This window comes from Rhodococcus artemisiae, from assembly GCF_036327795.1.
GTDB classification, from domain to species: Bacteria; Actinomycetota; Actinomycetes; order Mycobacteriales; family Mycobacteriaceae; genus Rhodococcus; species Rhodococcus artemisiae.
The window spans coordinates 201728-220493 of record NZ_JAUTXY010000012.1 but is presented as its reverse complement, the minus strand read 5'-3'; the positions used below and the strand labels follow the sequence as shown (position 1 = coordinate 220493).

19 protein-coding genes are annotated in these 18766 nt (G+C 65.5%); 5 read left to right on the top strand and 14 right to left on the bottom strand.

The window, feature by feature from the left end; all coding sequences use genetic code 11:
- Positions 1 to 182: 182 nt before the first annotated feature.
- The 10 genes from Q7514_RS23155 to Q7514_RS23110 all read right to left on the bottom strand — a co-directional run bounded on the left by Q7514_RS23155 (position 183) and on the right by Q7514_RS23110 (position 9187).
- A complete protein-coding gene (locus Q7514_RS23155) occupies positions 183 to 1127 on the bottom strand; it encodes a 3-carboxyethylcatechol 2,3-dioxygenase (protein WP_330135606.1) in 945 nt (314 codons plus the stop codon).
- Entirely contained in the window at positions 1127 to 2017 is an 891-nt protein-coding gene (locus tag Q7514_RS23150) for an alpha/beta fold hydrolase (RefSeq protein ID WP_330135605.1), read from the bottom strand. Before Q7514_RS23150 ends, Q7514_RS23155 begins: the two co-directional genes overlap by 1 nt.
- Before the next feature lie 46 nt (positions 2018 to 2063).
- Entirely contained in the window at positions 2064 to 3461 is a 1398-nt protein-coding gene (locus Q7514_RS23145; protein ID WP_330135604.1) for an MFS transporter, read from the bottom strand.
- 140 nt (positions 3462 to 3601) lie between these two features.
- On the bottom strand, positions 3602 to 4570 hold the full coding sequence (locus Q7514_RS23140) for a LysR family transcriptional regulator (RefSeq protein ID WP_330135603.1): 969 nt from the start codon (positions 4568 to 4570) through the stop codon (positions 3602 to 3604).
- Between the two features lie 37 nt (positions 4571 to 4607).
- Entirely contained in the window at positions 4608 to 5795 is a 1188-nt protein-coding gene (locus tag Q7514_RS23135) for an NAD(P)/FAD-dependent oxidoreductase (protein ID WP_330135602.1), read from the bottom strand.
- Between the two features lies 1 nt (position 5796).
- Positions 5797 to 5991, bottom strand: coding sequence for a ferredoxin (locus Q7514_RS23130; protein WP_330135601.1), 195 nt, complete (start codon positions 5989 to 5991; stop codon positions 5797 to 5799).
- Positions 5988 to 7100 (bottom strand): zinc-dependent alcohol dehydrogenase, encoded by a 1113-nt coding sequence (locus tag Q7514_RS23125; RefSeq protein WP_330135600.1) that lies wholly within the window; start codon positions 7098 to 7100, stop codon positions 5988 to 5990. Before Q7514_RS23125 ends, Q7514_RS23130 begins: the two co-directional genes overlap by 4 nt.
- Complete coding sequence (locus Q7514_RS23120) at positions 7097 to 7330, bottom strand: hypothetical protein (protein WP_330135599.1); 234 nt, start codon at positions 7328 to 7330, stop codon at positions 7097 to 7099. The genes Q7514_RS23125 and Q7514_RS23120 overlap by 4 nt, the downstream gene beginning before the upstream one ends.
- A 13-nt stretch (positions 7331 to 7343) precedes the next feature.
- Positions 7344 to 7820, bottom strand: a complete 477-nt coding sequence (locus tag Q7514_RS23115; RefSeq protein WP_330135598.1) for an aromatic-ring-hydroxylating dioxygenase subunit beta — start codon at positions 7818 to 7820, stop codon at positions 7344 to 7346.
- Entirely contained in the window at positions 7817 to 9187 is a 1371-nt protein-coding gene (locus Q7514_RS23110) for an aromatic ring-hydroxylating oxygenase subunit alpha (RefSeq protein ID WP_330135597.1), read from the bottom strand. Before Q7514_RS23110 ends, Q7514_RS23115 begins: the two co-directional genes overlap by 4 nt.
- A gap of 102 nt (positions 9188 to 9289) precedes the next feature.
- Between Q7514_RS23110 and Q7514_RS23105 the strand changes: the two genes are divergently transcribed.
- Both Q7514_RS23105 and Q7514_RS23100 read left to right on the top strand, forming a co-directional pair.
- On the top strand, positions 9290 to 10450 hold the full coding sequence (locus Q7514_RS23105; RefSeq protein WP_330135596.1) for a ketopantoate reductase family protein: 1161 nt from the start codon (positions 9290 to 9292) through the stop codon (positions 10448 to 10450).
- Positions 10451 to 10533: 83 nt separating this feature from the next.
- Positions 10534 to 13326, top strand: a complete 2793-nt coding sequence (locus Q7514_RS23100; protein ID WP_408016169.1) for an FAD-binding and (Fe-S)-binding domain-containing protein — start codon at positions 10534 to 10536, stop codon at positions 13324 to 13326.
- A gap of 117 nt (positions 13327 to 13443) precedes the next feature.
- Here the strand turns inward: Q7514_RS23100 and Q7514_RS23095 are convergent, their stop codons facing one another.
- A complete protein-coding gene (locus tag Q7514_RS23095; RefSeq protein ID WP_330135594.1) occupies positions 13444 to 15108 on the bottom strand; it encodes a hypothetical protein in 1665 nt (554 codons plus the stop codon).
- A 302-nt stretch (positions 15109 to 15410) separates the two neighbouring features.
- On the opposite strand from Q7514_RS23095, the gene Q7514_RS23090 reads away from it, so the two are divergent.
- Positions 15411 to 15590, top strand: coding sequence for a hypothetical protein (locus tag Q7514_RS23090; protein ID WP_330135593.1), 180 nt, complete (start codon positions 15411 to 15413; stop codon positions 15588 to 15590).
- Between the two features lie 51 nt (positions 15591 to 15641).
- On the opposite strand, the gene Q7514_RS23085 is transcribed toward Q7514_RS23090, so the two are convergent.
- From Q7514_RS23085 to Q7514_RS23075, 3 genes are all read right to left on the bottom strand, one after another.
- Positions 15642 to 16427 (bottom strand): alpha/beta fold hydrolase, encoded by a 786-nt coding sequence (locus tag Q7514_RS23085; protein ID WP_330135591.1) that lies wholly within the window; start codon positions 16425 to 16427, stop codon positions 15642 to 15644.
- 87 nt (positions 16428 to 16514) lie between these two features.
- On the bottom strand, positions 16515 to 16661 hold the full coding sequence (locus Q7514_RS23080; protein WP_330135590.1) for a hypothetical protein: 147 nt from the start codon (positions 16659 to 16661) through the stop codon (positions 16515 to 16517).
- A 187-nt stretch (positions 16662 to 16848) separates the two neighbouring features.
- On the bottom strand, positions 16849 to 17433 hold the full coding sequence (locus Q7514_RS23075; protein ID WP_330135589.1) for an NADPH-dependent FMN reductase: 585 nt from the start codon (positions 17431 to 17433) through the stop codon (positions 16849 to 16851).
- 85 nt (positions 17434 to 17518) lie between these two features.
- On the opposite strand from Q7514_RS23075, the gene Q7514_RS23070 reads away from it, so the two are divergent.
- Entirely contained in the window at positions 17519 to 18034 is a 516-nt protein-coding gene (locus Q7514_RS23070; protein WP_330135588.1) for a hypothetical protein, read from the top strand.
- 272 nt (positions 18035 to 18306) lie between these two features.
- Positions 18307 to 18462 carry a hypothetical protein gene (locus Q7514_RS23065; protein WP_330135587.1) on the top strand — a complete coding sequence of 52 codons (156 nt, stop codon included), beginning with the start codon at positions 18307 to 18309 and terminating at the stop codon, positions 18460 to 18462.
- The last annotated feature ends 304 nt before the right edge of the window (positions 18463 to 18766 follow it).

Here is an 18766-nt window from a genome sequence, read left to right as displayed (position 1 = left end):
ATTCGGCCGAATTCGATGCCCATTGTGCCGGGATCGGCAACACACTCCTGAGCCATCTGATGCACAGGCCGTCGGTCGGGTTCGTTCGATGTGGGTGAGGCGGTGCCCGGAGGGGTCCAGGTGGTTGTTACAGCAGCTGACCTGGACCCCTCGCCGACTCGGCAGCAGGATTTGCCGTCCGGTCAGCGTGAGCTGCTTGTCGCGGTCATCACGCCGAAGCCTGCAATGTATTCGCGAATCGGCTTGTAGAACTCGATCCCGATTTCGTAGGGGCTGATTGACGCCTGGGCTGCGAAGGCGGCGACCCAGGTGCGCACCTCATGGGAGCTGTGGCCTGCGTCGGAGGTCATCTGCTCCGAACTGTACGATTCCAGCTCCTCCAAACGGCCGGACCTGCACAGCGACATGAATTCGCGGTCCCAACTCGGGTTGAGATCCTGGATCGTCGCCGTGCCCTGAGCGAAGTCGCGTGCCGTCGCGAAGACCCGCGCCTCCCGTTCCGCACGCGCAGCCGGTGTGCGGTTGCGTCCGTCGAGGATGGCCTTCCGCAGCGGGGATGGTGCGGTTGCCCACTGTGGCACCGGCGGGTCGTGGGACAGTCCACCCGATGCCAGCACCAGGACCCTCTCCGGCCGGTCCGCGAAGAACTCGCCGATCGCACGGCCCAGCGTGCCCACGCGAGTCATCGGAGCGAACGGCTCCGCAACACCGTTGACGAATACCGGAATCACCGGGATCGATTCGATGCCGCCGAACAGGATCTCGAGGGGCTGCACCGCGCCGTGGTCGACATGCATCGCACGCGAGAGCGCAACGTCGACATCCCTGGACAGCACGAACCGCGCCAGTTCCTCCGCCAAGTCATCCGGGACGTTGAGCGACCCTGCGGCCGACTCGAAGTCGCCGATCGCCTCGGCAGCAGTCCCGATGCAGAACGGGGGCATGATGTCGTAGAAGAACCCGTTGTAGTGGTCGGGGGTGAAGAGGACGACGACGTCGGGCGCGAAGGCGGACACCACCTTCCGCAACGACTCGAAGACCACTTCGAGTTCCGCCCGCACCAGTTCTGGGACGTCGACCTTGTCCAGCAACGGGCTATGCGACATCGCGACCAAATGCATCGGCATCAGGACACCTTCTCGGCCGGTCCGTGACCGTAGAGCAGGAAGTCGAGGGAGATCTCATCGAAGATGGCGGTCTGCTCGTACTGCGGCCAGTGGCCGGCGTTCTCGATGACCGCGAGCCGACCGTTCGGCAGCAGGTCCGCGATCCGGCGGCCCTCCTCGACCGGGCCCGACGGGTCCTTCGACGTCCACACCACGAGCGCCTCCGTCCGGATGGATCGCAGGTCGTCGTCGGAGAACATGCTGCGCCGGCGGATATCCGGATCCTGCAGGGCCAGGTTCGCCTTGCACGCTGCTTTCCACTCCGGCTGCTGGAAGATCATCTGGCGTGTGCGGATCAGGTCCGGCGTCACCATCGACGGATCGGCCATGAGCCATTCGAGCCGGGCCTGCACCCGCTCCCAGCTGGGGTCCTCCGCCGCCTCCATGCTGAGGGTGTAGAGCCGCTCCATGACCTGAGGGTTCGCCATGGTTCCGCCCATAGTGTTGAGGACGACGCGGTCGACCCTCTCCGGGTGGTGCTGGGCCATGCTCGCCGCGACCCATCCACCGAGGGATTCACCCGAGACGGACGCGCGTTCCACACCGATCGCGTCCAGGAACCGGAGAGCGTGGTCGACGTAGTGTTTGATCTCCAGCGGGAAATCGGGCTTGTCGGAGTAGCCGTGTCCGATGAAGTCGATTGCGTAGACGTTGAAGTGCTCTCCATGCGACGCGAGGTTGCGGACGTACGCCTCGGCGTGGCCGGTGGTGCCGTGCAGGAGCAGCAGGGTGGGCTTGTCGGCGCTGCCGCTGTGCAGATAGCGAGTGCGGTATCCGCCGGCATCGATGAATCCCTGACTGAACTCGACCTGGTTCAGGTCGGACCAGACGGACGCGTAGGCGGTGGTCATTGGGGTCTCCTCGAAAAGGGTTGGTACTGATGATGTGTGGTGCGGGTCAGGACTTCGGGGTCAGCTCTTTCGATTCCTGCGTGGTTTCGGCGCTCGAGTCGTCGATGCGCCGGTCGGCGGTGTCGCGTGTCCCCAGGATCGTGAGGAAGCTGATCAGGGTTGCCACCACGAGATATCCGGAGACGTAGGCGTACTGCGTCCAGTCGCCGGTGCCGAAGTGCTCCTGGCCCAGCACCCACACCGCGGACGAGATGATCGGTGTGAAGCTGGCGAGAACTGTGCTGATCTGGTAGCTGACACCGGCTCCGGTGTAACGCGATTCGGTCGAGAAGCGCTCCGCGATGTACGCAGCGAGCGGACCGTACAGCGATCCCTGGATCAGAGGGTTGCCGATGAGGAACCCGAGCAGCACCAGGACGGTGTTGCCGCTGCTGAGCAGAAGGATCAGCGGGACGGCCATGACGAAGCTGCCGATGCAGCCGGCGAGCATCACCTTCTTCCTGCCGATCCGGTCGGAGAGTCGAGCGAAGTAGGCGATGGTGAAGATGTGGATGAAGGCCGCGGATGCCTTGCAGATCAGCACAACCGACGAGTTGCTGCCGGCTTCCCGCGCCATCGAAATGGCGAAGGTGGCCATGAAACTCGAGTATGCGAAGGCGGCAAGACCGCCGAGGGCCGCGATGACGACATGGGCGCGGTACTTCGTCAGGATTTCGACGACCGGCGCCTTCCGTTTGGTTTCCTGTTCCATCGCCTTCGCCTGCGCGGCAACGAACATGGGGCTCTCCGAGATGCGGAGGCGGATGAACAACGCGATCAGAACGAGAACCGAGGAAAGCAGGAAAGGAACACGCCACCCCCACGTCATGAGCTGTTCCTCGGGAAGCGCGGCGACCGCGGCGAAGATGATCGTCGCAAGCATCGCGCCGGCGGGTCCACCCATGTTCGCGACCGACGCCGCCATGCCCCGTTCCTTGCGTGGCGCATGCTCCATCGCCATCAGCGCGGCACCGCCCCACTCGCCGCCCACCGCGACTCCCTGTATGACGCGCAACACGAGAAGGAGGATCGGCGCAAACACACCGATCTGCCCGTAGGTCGGCAGGACGCCGATGAGGGTCGAGGCGAGGCCCATGATCGCCATCGTCGCGACCAGGGTCGACTTGCGACCTATGCGGTCACCCAAGTGGCCGAAGAGCACACCACCGAACGGCCGTGCGACGTATCCGACGGTGAAGGTGGCGAACGACGCCAGCAACGCCATGGCGGTGCTGAGCTCGGAAAAGAACAGCGGGCCGAAGACGAGTGCTGCGGCGGTACCGTAGAGGAGGAAATCGTAGAACTCGACCGTCGATCCGATGAAACTCGACCATAGGATCTTGCGGTACTCTTTGCGATCGAAGTCGGGCGCGGCGCCGGGGTCGGGTAGGGCTTCGTGGGTCATGGGATCTCTCTATCTCTGACTGAGAAGTCGATGATGTCCGAATCTCGCGGGGACAGCACGGGTTCAGTAGAACGAACAGTCCGGCGGGCTGCGCCGGACGGGGTGACAGACACCCTTTCGGGCAAGACAACGGTTGGTTGTCAGGCGGTGGTGTGGGTGTCGAGAAAATGCATTCCGTCGGGTGGTATCCACGTCTCGACGTTCCGATCGAGCAGACTCAACCAGCGTTTGGACCGAGCCACGTCCAGAGCGGTCTCCACGAATTCCAGTACCTCCGGTCTGGATTCGTGTTTGCGCCAGAAGATGCTCCACGGGTAGTAGGGCTGCACATCGTCCAGGTACTGGAAGCTGAACGAGTCGGCGTCGGCGTAGTCGCGCATTCCGCTCAACGCGAGGATCGGTGGGATCTCACCGGCGATCTGTCCCTGTCCGATGGCCTCGAGCAGGGTGTTGTCGTGAGGTACCTGTTCCAGCTCGACACCGAATTCTCCAGCGAGCGTTTGGCAGAAGTCGATCCACCCTGAGAAACGTCCTCCCCATAGGCCGGTGTAGCCGAGTCGAGTTCCCCGAAGGGTTGGGTCCGGCAGCGGATGGATGTTCAGGACCATGGTGGCGTCGAGCCGGAACGGTGCCGACTCGATCTCCGGGATCGATTTGATCAACCTCCCCATTCCGACGTCGAGTCTGCCGTCGAGGATTGCGGTGATCTGCTCGACACTGAGCATGTCGTAGAAGCTCGCTCGACTGTCGGGATGGGAGCGGCGATGAACGGCCCAGCAGTCCTGCATCATCCGCCGACCCCGGATCTCCGCGATCCGTATCCGGGGGATCTCCTGGTGGGACGACCGGAGGAATGCGTCGGCAGCGAATATGAGTGTCTTCGCCGCGGGAAGGAGTCGGCGTCCCTGCTCGGTGAGGGTGGTGCGGGATGCGGTTCGGTCGAACAGTACGACGCCGAGGACGGATTCGAGGCGGCGCACGTGGGCACTCACCGCTTGCTGGGTGATGCCCAGCAGCGCCGCCGCCCTCGTGAAGTTCTCCTCCGTCGCGACCGCGACAAAGGTACGGGCGAGCCTCGTATCCAGGTCGCGTGCGCGCTCGCCGGTCATGTTGTCCTCGTCTGCCGAACAGTCCACCGTTGTCATCTCACGCTACGACTTTCCGCGGGAAGGAGTCGAGCGCGGATTCGAGCGGCTCCGCAGCGCCCACGACACGGCGCACGACGGCGAGGTCCCTGGGCCGGTTCACGACCACTCCACCACTGACCATCCCGTCGCGGGAGAACAGACCGGCGATCTCCGGGCTGCCCGGCTCGGCCTGCGACACCACGGTGAACTCGTCACCCGGCATCGCGACGCCGAGCATCTGAACCTTGAACTCGAACTGGTCGGTCCACATGTACCGGACCTCCTGCTCGAGCCGGCGGGTGGTGTTGTCGACGACACCGAGCATGCTCCGCGCCACGCGCCGAGCCTGGTTGACGGCGCTGAACCAGTGTCCCGCGCCTTGCGAGGTGACGTCACCGGCGGCCCAAACGGTCTCGTTGACCCGGCCGTCGGGATCGCACGTGAGTGAGCCGTTATCCGACACGAGGCTTCCGTTGAGCCACCGTGTCTCGGGAACGGCCCCGATCGACACCAGCACCGCGTCGGCGGCGATGGTGCGACCGTCGGCCAACTCGACGCCGCGGACGCGGTCGTCACCGAGCAATCCGTCGACCACCGCGCCAGTCACCACGCCGACACCGCGGCTGCGGTGCAGCTCGGTGACGAGGTCGGCCATGTGGGTGCCGAGAGGCGGCACCAGCGTGTCTGCGTCCGTGACCACGGTGACTCTCTTGCCGGAGGCGGTGAGGTGCGCCGCGGCCTCGGTGCCGATGAAGCCACCGCCGACCACGACGATCGTCTCGGCCGCGGCGATGTCCGCCCGGAGCCCGTCCGCGTCGTCGATGGACCGGAGGACGTGCAGGCCAGGAAGGCCCCGGAACCAGGTGGGTCGACGCGGACTCGCACCGGTCGCGATGAGCAGCCGGTCGTAGTCGACCCGCCGATCTCCGCACTGCACCTGCATGGACTCGACGTCGAGGCCGGTCGCCTCGGTGCCGAGCAACAACTCGACGTCGAGGGCAGCGAGCGCGTCGTCGTCCACGAGGCGCAGGTCGTCGGCGGACACCGTGCCCGAAAGGAAACCCTTCGACAGCGGTGGACGGTCGTACGGACCGTGCGGTTCCGCACCGATCAGCGTGATCGCATCTCCGTATCCGAGGAGGCGCAGTTCCTGCACGGCCTTGATTCCAGCGAGGGAGGCGCCGACCACCACGAGTTTGTCAGCCATGTCACTCGCCCTCGTGTAAGAGGACTGCGGCCGCCGGGCACTCCGCGACGACTTCCCGCGCCAGGTCGAGGTCGTCGGCGGTGAGGGTGCCGATGACGTCGGCCTTACCGGCGTCGTTCATCTCGAACCGGTCGGGATCGATGACGGTGCACAGCGCGTGACCCGCGCACTTCCTTGCGTCGACTTCCAACTTCATGACGCTGCCCTTTCCTGGTCGACAATCGCGATGTGTAGTGGGCGCTCGGAGGCGTTCGGGTCGGTGGCGATTCGGAAGGCGCTGGCCAGATCGGCCGCATCGCAGGTCCGTTCGCACAGCCCGGCAAGGGACGGATCCGCCGCCAGCCACTCGAAGGCGGCGGTAATGGCCCAGCTGGGGCGCGCCCACAACCCTCGAACCGTCAGTTCACGACGAATGATCTCGTCGACGGGCAGGGGAGCGGACACCTCAGAGCGTTTCAGTCCGCCCCAGAGCACGTGGGCCCCTTTCTTCGCGATCTCGATGCTCGAGATCAGCGGCAGGGCGGTGCCGGGTGTCATGTCGACGACGACGTCGGCGTATCCCCCCAGCTCGGTGAGTACCGCCTCGGTGGCGGACCGGTCCGGATCGACCGCGAGCACGTCACACCCGAAGGAAGCGGCGAGGTCGAGCCGATGGCGGTCCGCGGTGGTGCCGACTACGAGGGACCGGCGTGCTCCCAGTCGAAGCGCGGCCAAGCCGGTGGCGACACCGTGCTGGCCGGCGCCGAAGACGACGACGGAGTCGCCGGGGCGGAGTTCGCCGCTGTCGCGCAGCCAGGCGAGTCCGTTGGACAGCGGGACGAACAGGGTCGCTACGTCGTCGGCGACACCCTCCGGAACTCGGTGCACTCGAGTGTTGGGGTGCAGATACATCCGCTCTCCGAATCCGCCCCACAGTGCCGGTGCGACATCGATGGTCGAATCCCCGTACCGGATACCGAAGTTCGTACAGACTCGTTGTCGGCCGTTCCGGCAGTACTCGCACGCCCCGCAGGGGAGCGCTTCCTCGATTGCGATGCGGTCGCCGACGTCGACACCCCACCGCGACGCCGCCCCGCGCCCGAGTTGGGAGATCCGTCCGATCACCTCGTGGCCGAGGATGACCTCACCACCGTGATCTTTCGTTCCGAGGAAGCTTGCGACATCGCTGCCGCAGAGTCCGCATGCGAGGACGTCGAGGATTCCGTCGTCGTCGCCGACGACCGGTAGCGGGAAGTGTCGCGTCTCGAACGTGCCCGGTGCGGTCAGCACCTGCGCCCGGACGACTGCTCCCGTATCAGTGGTCACGACTGGCTCTCCTTCGCCCGGTTGTACATCGGTCCGCTGACGACGATGCGGCGCTCGTCCTCGGGCCAGTCGCACAGGCTCGCCAGTTCGAGCGGGTCGACGAAGGTCGTCGCCGACGTCTCCAGGTCTGTCAGCTGGAGCCGGACGCCGCACTTGCCGACGACGCGGGTGATGCGGACTCTGGCAAACTCGTTGGCGAAGACCATCTCCTGGACTTCCGATGCCCTCATGTGCGGATCCTTTTCACAGTGGGAACGTCAGATTGGACAGCGGTCGTTCCGCGCCGAGGAGCTGCACCTTCTTTGCCACGATCGACCAGTCGTCACCGCTGCCCCGAAGCCAGTAGGTGTAGCGGCCCGAGTACTCGGTGATCTGCTCCCGCCGCAGTTCCGACAGCCGGAACGAGGTGGCCCACACCTCGTCGAACGCGCCTGTGGGGTTCCACTCGGCGTCCTTGATTCTGGTGGCGTGCCCGAGGATCCGGGCCGTCTTGGACGGTGGATCCTGCGAGTGCAGATCACCGCCGGTCAGCCGGGAAACCCGGTCCTGGAGACGATTCAGGTCGTCGTAGATCACGTTCAGCGATCCGCGAGGTTCACTCGCGTACCAGTCGTACGGCGCCCAGTAGCGGCAGTCCTCGGTGAACAGCCCGGCCCAGTCGTCGTAGCGACGGTCATCGAGCAGCATGGCTTCGTCGTTGATGAAGTCGATCGCGCTCATCGGACAGCTTCTTTCTCGTTGAGGGCGCGCTCGGCGAACAGTTCGGCATCGAGCGCGGATTCGGTGACGGTCGGTGTGCCGGCGGTCGAGACCGCAACCTCGCCGGCGCGCATCAACCCCGCCCAGTGCAGCCATTCGGCACGTTGGGGAAGTTCGTCGGTGACGTGCGCGTAGGGGTGCTGCTCGTCCGTGACCTCGCGCTCGAGTCCGCGGGACATCAGGAGCCACTCGGCGTCGGTACCGAAACCGTTGGCGACGCGACGGAACATTTCACTATCGTCGGGCACGCCGAAACCCGCTGCCGAATAGAACAGTTCGTGACTGCGCAGACGGAGTTGGTTGATGCCGTCCGGCACGCCGTCGATCGTCATCGGGGTGTACTTGACGACGGTCTGGGTCGGCGACACGGGCACGATCTCCCGGATGTGGATACCGATGAGCTGCAGGTTGGGGAAGACCGTGAGGTTGAAGCCGAGATGTACGGAGTCGCCGAGGAGATCGTCGAGTTCGTCCTCGGGCACCTCCCGTTTCAGCTCCTCGACGATCTCCTCCGCGTCCGGGGCGAGGAGCGACCGTTTGGTGTAGTGGTCGCCTACCGAGTTGCGCTGATCGAGTATCGTGTGGCCGTTGCCGAGGCTGCGCGCGGCCGCCTTCGACTCGCCTCCGAGGTAGGACCCGCTGGAATCCTCGCCGGTGCGCGAACCGACCACGCGGAAAAAGGACCGGTGCGCGAAGTTCGGGTGGTAGCCGTCGCAGCCGTTCTCGAGCTGGAGCTTCCAGTTGCCTGGGTACTCCAGCTGATGCGTTCCGTGGTCGGCCTCGAGGGGCTTCCCGCGTCCGGCGTCCACGAACAGGTCGATGAACTCCTTCGCGCCGGCGAGGTGGTCCAGCAGTGGCATCGCATCGGGGTTCAGCGAGGCGAAGATGAAGTCGCGGTATACCTCGACGCGCGGCACCGAGAGCAGTCCGAGCGACGGCTTGTCGATGTCGGTGTAGCCGTCGGGGAACGTGACACCGACCAGCTCACCACTGTTCTTGTACGTCCAGCCGTGGTACTCGCACCGGAAGAAGCGAGCGTTTCCGGTCGGTGCCTGGCAGACGCTGGCACCGCGGTGGCGGCAGCGGTTCTGCAGCACGTGGACCTCACCGGTGCGGTCACGCGAGACGATGACGGGCCGCCCCACGATCGTTGTCGTCTTGTAGTCCCCGGCGTTGGGGATCTCCGAACCGTGGCCGACGTAGAGCCAGGTCTTCTCGAAGATCCGGGTGAGTTCGGCGGCGTACAGATCGGGATCGAGGTATGCGGTCTTGCGCACCCTGGACCCGGCCGCATCCAGGTAGTAGTCGGGATCTGTGGGGCTGTGCACTGACTTCCTCCGAAGCTCGGCGCCACGTGTGACGGGGGTGGCTGATCGATCGTGTTGGCAGTTGATGAAGTGTTCGCACTCGCATCGCCCCAAGGACGCTAGGTGACTCCGCTCACAAAAATCCAAGCCGCTACCGTTGTGAACCACAACGAATCGTTGTTCGCGAATTCGGCCGACCACGGCGAAGACTGTCTGTCGACTGTCTCGTGTAAGTCTTCGATCACACTCGAAATGGTGGCCGCGGGCCTACCGGATGGGAGTCTCGTGAAGTACTGCGTATACGGCCTCGGAGCGATCGGTGGTCTGATCGCGGGCCGTCTCGCAGCAGCAGGTGTGGAGGTCACCGCAGTCGCCCGGGGCGAGACCCTCGATGCAGTTCGCACCAACGGGCTCATCGTGCTCGACGGCGACGAGAACTCGGCGACGGGCAGTCACGTGCAGGTCAGTGACGACCCGCGCGCGCTGCCGGCCCCCGACTGCGTCATCGTTGCGGTGAAAGCCACCGCGCTGTCCGATATCGCGGATGACCTGGCTGAACTGGTTGCCGGTGGCGCCACGATCCTGACTGCGATGAATGGAATTCCGTGGTGGTTCTTCGACGGATTCGGCGGCGACCTCGAAGGAACCGCGTTGAACTCGGTGGATCCGGGTGCCCGCGTGCAGAGGTTGCTCCCTGCGAGCCGAACGGCCGGTGCAGTCGTGCACCTCAGCTCGTCGGTGCCTGCTCCCGGGGTTGTCCGGCACCGGGCCGGGCGCCGACTCGTAGTCGGCCCGGCGATCGGCGCTGACCGTGCCCGGTCCGAAGAGTACGTCGCGGACCTCACCGCCGCGGGATTCGACGCCGAGCTCACGGACGACATACGCCGGGAGATCTGGTTCAAACTGTGGGGCAACATGTCCCTCAACCCGATCTCCATGCTCACCGGCGCGACGATGGATCTGATTCTCGACGACCCCTACCTGCACGATTTCGTCGAGCGGTGCATGCGCGAAGCTGCCACGGTGGGCGACCGACTCGGCCTGCCGATCGACCAGTCACCGCGCGACCGCTTGCGCCACACCCGTAAGCTCGGCGCGGCGAAGACGTCGATGCTCCAGGACGCCGAGGCGGGCCGGCTCATCGAACTCGACCAACTCGTCGGCGCTGTGGTCGAACTCGCCGACCTGACAGGAACGGATACCCCCTCGATGAATGCGCTGCTCGGGCTGTCCCGAGTGCACGCCGGCGTGCACGGACTCAGAAGGGCCGGGGTGTCGCCGTGACGGTCGAGAACACCGACTCGTCCGCCGAACGGCGGAAACCGCGCCACACGCCCGAGCCCGCCGACAGGCAGGGTGTTCAGCACCTGGACTCGGATCTGCAGGCTTCCGGAATCCGCGTCGACCGGAGCAATCTGGCCAGAGCGTTGTACACCAGCGACGCCGGACTCTATCGAATCGCACCACAGGGCGTTGTGAGTGCACGGACCGCCGAGGATGTCGAGGCGGTCGTTGCCGCTGCGATCGAGCACCGTGTATCTCTCACTGCCCGCGGTGCGGGTACGTCGTGCGCCGGCAACGCGATCGGGAGCGGAGTGATCCTGGAGATGCACCGATACCTCGACGCGGTCGTCGCTGTCGATGCGGAGGCGCACACCGCGACGGTGCAGCCCGGTGTGGTGCAGGCAGACCTCCAGGCGGCCGCCGCGCCACACGGACTCCGCTTCGGGCCCGATCCGTCGACAAGTAACCGATGCACTATCGGCGGCATGATCGGCAACAATGCGTGCGGGCCCCGAGCGCTCGGCTACGGCCGGACCGCCGACAACGTCGTCGCCCTCGAGGCCGTGCTCGGAACCGGTGAACGGGTCCGGCTCGAATCGGGTGGTGCGCCGCCTCCGTCGGTGACGCTCGATGCGCTCCGTGGCCTGGTGAACGAGAACCTGGCGGTGATCCGCACGGAGTTCGGCCGGTTCAAACGTCAGGTGTCGGGGTATTCTCTCGAACATCTGTTGCCCGAGAACGGTTTCGACGTCGCCAAGTTCCTCGCCGGAACCGAAGGGACGCTGGCCGTGATCACCGAGGCGACGGTCCGCCTTGTCGCCGACGCTCCCCACAAGCGCATGGTGGTGCTCGGATATCCGACGATGGCCGATGCGGCCGATGACGCACCGGACATACTGCGTCACCTGCCCACCGCTGCCGAGGGGCTGGACCGGCGGATCGTCGACGTGGTCGCGAACCAACCCGGCGCCGGCGCCCTTCCTGTCCTGCCCGCCGGCGACGGTTGGGTCTTCGTCGAGCTCGTCGATGACGACGACGAGGTACTGAGCCGGCGCGCCGAGGCGCTTGTCCGTGAGTGCGCCGCAGTCGAAGGATGGGTGGTCGACGACCCGAAGATCGCTGCTGCACTGTGGAAGATCCGCGCGGACGGTGCCGGGCTCGCCGAATCGAGTTTGGCCGAACCCGCGTACGGCGGGTGGGAAGATGCCGCGGTACCCCCTGAGCGTCTGGGAGACTACCTGCGCGACTTCGACACGTTGCTCGCCGCGCACGGCATGCACGGGTTGCCTTACGGCCACTTCGGTGATGGGTGTGTGCACTGCCGCATCGACTTCCCCCTCGGGAAAGAGAACGGTCCGGAACGCTACCGGGCGTTCGTGGAGGAAGCGGCGGATCTCGTCGGCCGGTACGGTGGATCGCTCTCCGGTGAGCACGGCGACGGACGGGCCCGCTCTGCGCTCTTGACACGTATGTACTCCTCGGAGGCCGTTGCGCTGATGGCCGAGGTCAAGGATCTCCTCGACCCGCACGGCGTCCTCAACCCCGGAATCATCGTCGATCCCGACCCTGTCCACACCCAGATGCGGGTTCCGTCCCTGCTGACGCGCCCCCTCACCATCACCGACCGGCGCTTCGTCGACGAAGTGCACCGGTGCTCCGGCGTCGGCAAGTGCCTCGCAGGGAACGGCTCGGCGGGTCAGGTGATGTGCCCGTCGTATCAGGCCACCGGACGCGAACAGGACTCCACCCGCGGACGCGCCCGGGTACTTCAGGAGATGGTCGGCGGCGACCTGATCGGCGGCTGGGACTCTCCGGAGGTCGCTGGGGCTCTCGACCTGTGCCTGTCCTGCAAGGGATGTTCGAGCGACTGCCCGCGCGGCGTGGACATGGCGTCGTACAAGTCCATCGTCCTCGACGAGGCCCACCGAGGCCGCATCCGCCCACGCAGCCACTACATGCTGGGCCGGCTTCCCCGGTGGGGCAGGCTGGTGACGGCACTCCGATTGGGTGCCCTCGTCAACGCAGGATCGCAGAACAGGTTGCTGGGCAAGGTTGTTCGCTGGTCGGCCGGGGTGGACCGGCGACGCAGCCTCCCACGGTTCGCGTCGAAGAGCACGCGCCGATCCACCGCCGTCCCCTCCTCGCCGGGAACGCCGGTCGCGGTCTGGGTGGACTCGTTCACCGATTCCTTCGAAGGAGCGGGACTCTCCGCGTTGATCGACGTGCTCGTCGATGCGGGCTACGCTCCGCGGTTCGTGGAGAAGAACGCGTGCTGTGGATTGACGTGGATCTCCACTGGTCAGCGCGAGGGTGCACGCAAGCAACTGAGCGCCTCGCTAGACGTCCTGCACCCGATCGCGTCGGCAGGCATCCCCATCGTCGGAGTCGAACCGTCGTGTACTGCTGTCTGGCGCAGCGACGCGGCAGAACTTCTCCCCGACGACGAGCGGGTGGCCACGGTCGCTGCCCACGTGTTCACCCTCGCCGAGGTGCTCACGAAGTCACCCGACTGGGAGCCGCCGGACCTGCGCGGGGTCTCGGTCATCGCCCAACCCCACTGTCACCACACGTCGGTGCTCGGCTGGGCCGCCGATGCCGCGCTCCTCGCCAGGGCGGGCGCGGAGGTCAGGCAACTCGGAGGATGCTGCGGGCTTGCCGGGAACTTCGGCGTCGAGAAGGGGCACTACGAGACCTCTGTCGCGGTTGCCGAACTCACCCTGCTTCCCGCAGTGCGGGAGGCGGACGCCGGCACGGTAGTCCTCGCCGACGGATTCTCGTGCCGTCTCCAGCTCGAGGAGTTGGCCGGGCGCACCGCAGTCACCCTCGCGCAATTGCTCGCCTCCGGCAGGGTCGACAACGGCCGCTCTGCGGAGTGACCGGCAGCTACCCGAAGTAGGCCGCAGCAAGGTCCGCGGACTGCGTGGAGGATCAGCCTCGGTCGCGTGCGGGGAGGCCCGGGATGCGGCAAACGACGACAGCACTACGCACCTTGCTCAAGCATCGTTCGATGCGGGGGATGGGTGAGCCTGCAGCGTGTGGATGACTGCGGTGAGCAGTGCGTCGCCGGCGCGCACTTCGTCATCGAGCGCGTTGGCGACGGCGGTCGCCTCGGCAGTGAGGATGGCGGCGTCGGTCCCTCCGATGCTCGAGACGATGCGGTCGTAGACGCGGCCGCATTCCCGCGCGACGTGCGCGATGCGTTCGTGTGCGCAGCCCGGAGTGCAGACCTGAGGCACCGAATCTTCGAGAAGGCCGAGCGCTTTCCGGAACCTGCCGTCGTCCCAATGCTCGGGCGACGCTCGGAGCCATTCCATCAGCACATGGTGGTCGGGGATGCGTGCATCGCAGTCGTTGCGCGGCTCAGTGCCCGGGGCGTCGGTCAAGGCTTCGGTGATCTCGCGGGGGCTCGCGCTCATCGGGTCGAGACCGAGGATTGTGCGGAACACGATGCCGGTGGCGGAGGACAGCGGAAGGTTTCGTTCGTCTTCGCTGAACGGCTCGGACAATACGCGTGGATTATCGGACGCGCCTTGTATCCAGCGTTCGAACTGCTTCAACCCGTAGGTGATCGCTTCCGCTTCCGGCATTCCGGAGTTGCGGCGATACGCACCGGCGGCATCACGGGTGGCACCCCAGGCCATCCGGTCCAGATGCCCGATCGGGAACAGCTCTGCGCCGCGGGCCGTAGCAGCACGCAGCGCCTCCTCCTGGGTCTCGGTCACGGCCGGCAGGTTGTGCTCGCCCAGCATGCGAACGAAGTATCGGCCGGCTTCCTCGGCGATGAGACGCTGGGCGAGCTCGGTCAGTTCGGTGTGTTCGGGCGGCAGCATGCGAGTCGGGTCGAGGTGCGCAAGGAGGAGGTCGACGAAGCCGTCGAGACGGCTTTCGGCGGGCCCGTCGCCGGGGACGAAGAATCGGGTGCGGTTGGTGTAGAAACCCTCACCGAGGGCGGTGTCGCTGTCCCAGGCGAACGCCGTGGTCGGTGAGGTCGGATGGACTTGGAGCAGTCCTGCATCCCAGGCAGCGATGAAGAGGTCTTTGCTGAGTGAAGCGTTCGGGGCGATCGTCTGATCGTTGATCTCGATGGGATAGATCAATCCGCCCGTATCGCCGACCGCGTGGATCACCGACAGGGCTCCCAGCTTGGCCTGGATCGAGGCCTCGGCAAGGAGCTGCTCCTGGTCTTGGGATTCGACCGGGTAGTGCTCTGCGATCACCTCGCGTCGTGCTTGTTCGATTGTCCCTTGCCCTCGCACCTCCAGCGCTCGTGGGGTGTTGCCATTGAGTGCGCGTGGATTGAGGATCCCCGCCGCTTGATCGTCGACTCGAGTGTTGCATCGCCGGCATTCGACTGCCTTCCCGAAGAGGGCATCGGTGAGTGCTTGCCTCGAGGTCAAGACCAATTCGCCCCTGCATGATGCGCACCAGTAGCCGAGCAGCGTCGCGGCTACTGCAGCGGCCGCCGCATAGTGAGCTCCGCCGGACCACATCCTGTAGGGAAGTGCACTGATGCTCTGCTCCCAGACCGGCTCACCCGTCGCAGGATCGAGCCCTTCCAGCCGCCAATACGCGATTCCTACGTCTTGAAGTGCAGCGGGCGCGTAGGCGTTGATCTCGAGTCGGATGTTGGGTTCCGAGGGCGCGGCGGCGTAAGGCATGCCGGATTGTAACGGCACGTCTCGTCGATTCGGTATGTCGATTCCCATTCGATGACGGTGACTTCGGGAGTGCGCTGTTCGCATCCGTCTCGACCCACGGTTCGCCTCGGCTCCGGCCAGGATCACGGCTCTTGCGCCTGCAGCAATGCGCTCCCGCACACTCGGACGACGCGTGATTCGTAAACTCACTGAGCAAGAACACTTCTCGCGCGATTTTCAGCTTCCCGCTGCAGAAATCGCGGGAGCGGGAAGCTGGGGTGGGTGCCGGAAGGAACCGCCGAGCGTGTGCGATACAGCCGTTGTTGTGTGCGCACCGCTGGTGGCGTGCGGCGACGCAGAAGATCGAGGACGGGCAGCCACTCGATCAGCCGCGCCTGGTCGTTCCGAGCGATGTGCACGGTGGCTGCTACGTCAGCGATCTGATCGAGCTGCGCATCGTCGACCTCGGCGGCGCGCGAATTGACAGGTCGTCGACCGGGTAAGGGACTGCGAGCCGGACGTCGCCACCCGTACCTTTGCAGATGGCGGATCCTTTATCGCGATCGCGACTGCAGATAGTCCATTGCTTCGCGCACCATGCCGGCGGTGGGGATGTGCTCGTCGCCGGGAAGGATCGTCAGTTCGGCATGACGCATCAGGTTCCGTGTGAGCTCCGCGGTCGTCAACGGCACCATCGTGTCGTCACGGGAGTGCCACATGCGTACAGGGCACGTGAGAGCGGTCAGTTCGAAAGCCCAGGGCTGTTGCTGCAGGATCGCCTCACGTGCCGGGCCGGCGCAGTCGTGTGCAAGTGAACTGCGCAGGATCTGTGTCCACTCGCCGTCGTCCCCCTGCTCTTCGAGGGATGCGCGAAGAGCCTGGCTCCAGTAGTTGCGCACGTCGTCGAAGGATGCGGTCCGGAACATTTCGAACGCCTGCTGTGACTCGGTGTCGTACTCGGCGAGGATTTCGGTGTCGGGGAGGTATCCCAGTCCGCTCGTGATGGCGACACTGTCGACCCGTTCTCTGTCGAGGGCGGCAAGCGCGTATGCGTAGGGTGCGCCGGCGGAGGTTCCCCACACGCTGTATCTCTCGATCCCCAGCGTGTCGAGGAGTGGCGTGACGATGCCATGCCAGTCGCCGATGCTCGTCATCGGTTGTGGTGCAGAGCGGCCGTATCCCGGCCGCGCGAGGGCAATGAGTTCGATGTTGCGGCGTGCGGCCTCGCTCGCAGCGTCGGGGCTCACCGATGCCGATCCGATGAGGCCGTGGTGGACGAGTACCGGGTATCCGCCTGATGCGCCGAACCGCTGATGTTCCAATGTAATTGGTGCTGCCACTCGAGAGCCTCGATTCCGGTGCGAGATGAAGATCTGCGACGTCCCTCCGCGCAGAACTGTAGCGGGACTTCACTCGGAAATGGTGGGCTACGTTGCCATGGGCGACACGGGCACCAACGAGATCTGCCCACGCCGCTGTCTCGCGGCGAAAGATGCCACTTCACGGCCGCCTTCGAGCCTGAAGAACGACTGGAACGCGGTGTGCTGGTGGCGCAGCGTCTGCTGAAGCGGCACCGAGGACACCTCGCCGAGGGACGCAAGCTCCTCGGTTTTCTTCCACTCGGACAGCGTGGCGTCGGTGTCCCTTGTACGCGGTCCTCATCTCCTCATGACAACAGAAGGGTCCGACATGTCGAACACCATTCCTCGCCGCCGTGAACGGCGGGGCATCCAGGCGAGGTCCCGGTGAGGTCTCTGGCCGTCACTGCCGTCGTAGTTCGACCCAGATCTGCGCCAGTGTCCGTGAGATCTCCACGTTCCGGATGACTCCGTCGTCGTCGACGTCGTCCCGCCCCACCGGTGCGGAAATGCACGCAGTCGGGATCAATTGCGCTCCAACGTAACCGAGGACGGTTTCGAGGGTGCTCCCGGCGCCGTGCCCACGACCCGGTGCGGCGACGTTGATCCACGCCACCGGTTTGTCGGCCATCTCGGTTCCCCCGACGGTCCAGTCCAGGAGGTTCTTGAAGCTGCCGGGCAGAGTGCCGGCGTATTCGGGTGTGCAGAACAGTACTGCGTCTGCGGCTCGGATGAGCTGCCTGAGAGTGGATACTTCGTCGGGGAGTGGATCGTGATCGTCGTCGGGGTTGAACGCGGGAAGGGCCGACAACCCGCGGTAGATCGTTGTGGTCGCTGTGGGAGGCGCGGAGGCGGCGACCGACGCGAGAGCGGCAGCGTTGGTCGATTTCGCTCTCGTACTCCCGGATAACAGCAGTAGGTTCACAAGGTCGATGCTCCCACGCACGCTGCATCGCTCGCTCTTGGTGGTGGCGCCGACGGTTCCCAAGCCGGTTTGTGTCGAAAACCTGCCGGATGCTCGCGCATACAGCAAGATCACAAAGGACCACATTCCTCGACCGTCAGGAACTTCGATGCGACCGATTGCCCGCGCCGCCCTGATCGCTGCGGCGACTGTCCCCCTGGCCATGGCAGCTACTGCTGTGGCCTCAGCAGCCAACGCAGGCGATGTCGCCTATGCATTCGGTGTCGACGGCACGAGCGTGACCAACACGATCACCAACAACACCGGGGGAGTCCTGACCTGCACGACCTCCCTCGCTCCTGCGCCGGGCGGGGTCTTGCCTCCGATCTGGGAAGTTATGGCGCCGGGTCAGTCGCTCTACACGTCAGGTGACGTGCAGCCCGGCGCCACCACGCAGACGGTGACGGAGGTTCCCGACGGCTCATATGTTGTGTTGGCGTCGTGCGGTAATGCCGACAACACGGCCATGTGGGCGTCGGACTATCCCGGTATCGGGGAGGTTCTCGACCTCTTCCCGTTGGAGGCTTTCGCTGTCCAGCAGGCGTCCACGGTCGTCACAGTGCCGGGTGCAGCCCCCGCTCTGCCCGCTCCGGGCGCCGGAGCTCCGTCCTTCGGCAGTAGCTGAGCCGTCTTGGTAATGGGATCGGGTGGAGACAGGACGATCAGGACGCAAGCTCCGCCTCGAACCCGGTCCATGCCTGGGTCAGCGTTCACGTGCCGTCGACACGGTTGAGCTTGCTGAGCATCGAGATGTGGTTGCCGCGGCGGATGGGTGCCTCTCGTTGGCTGCGATCACCAGGTCGAGAGGTCATCGAGGCGCGTTGCGGGTGGGGTGAATCGTAGGGTGATGCCTGTTTCTGCCGGTAACGATCATCCGATTCGGCCGATACGCGAGGTATGCACTGGATCGTCTGGCTGCTCATCGCATGGCTCATGCTGTCGGTCGTCGCAGCCCTGGTGTTCGGACGGGTGATCGCAGCACGCGACCGCCACGAGACGCCGCCTCCACTCGAGGACCACTCCTCCGACGAAACGTGGAGAGACGCCGGGTGAACTCTCTGCGCGTGAGACGTGGGATCAGAACGTGAGCACCGACGTGGATCTGCCGTAACCCTCGGTCATCTGATTCGGATGTCCGAGTGTGGCCTGTCCAGGTGTTCGCGTCTTCGTCCCAGTCCGACACCGGTAGTACGAAGATGCTCGCTGGTCACAGTCCCGGCGGACGTCGGTGGCTCCCCGCAGTGAGTGCCGCACCGGTCGGCATTGGCGACGGGCGATACGGTGGGTCCGAACGATCAAGCTGCTGCTTCGCGCGCCGGGTACGCGGATCTCGAAGCGCAAATCGCCGCAGCGCGAG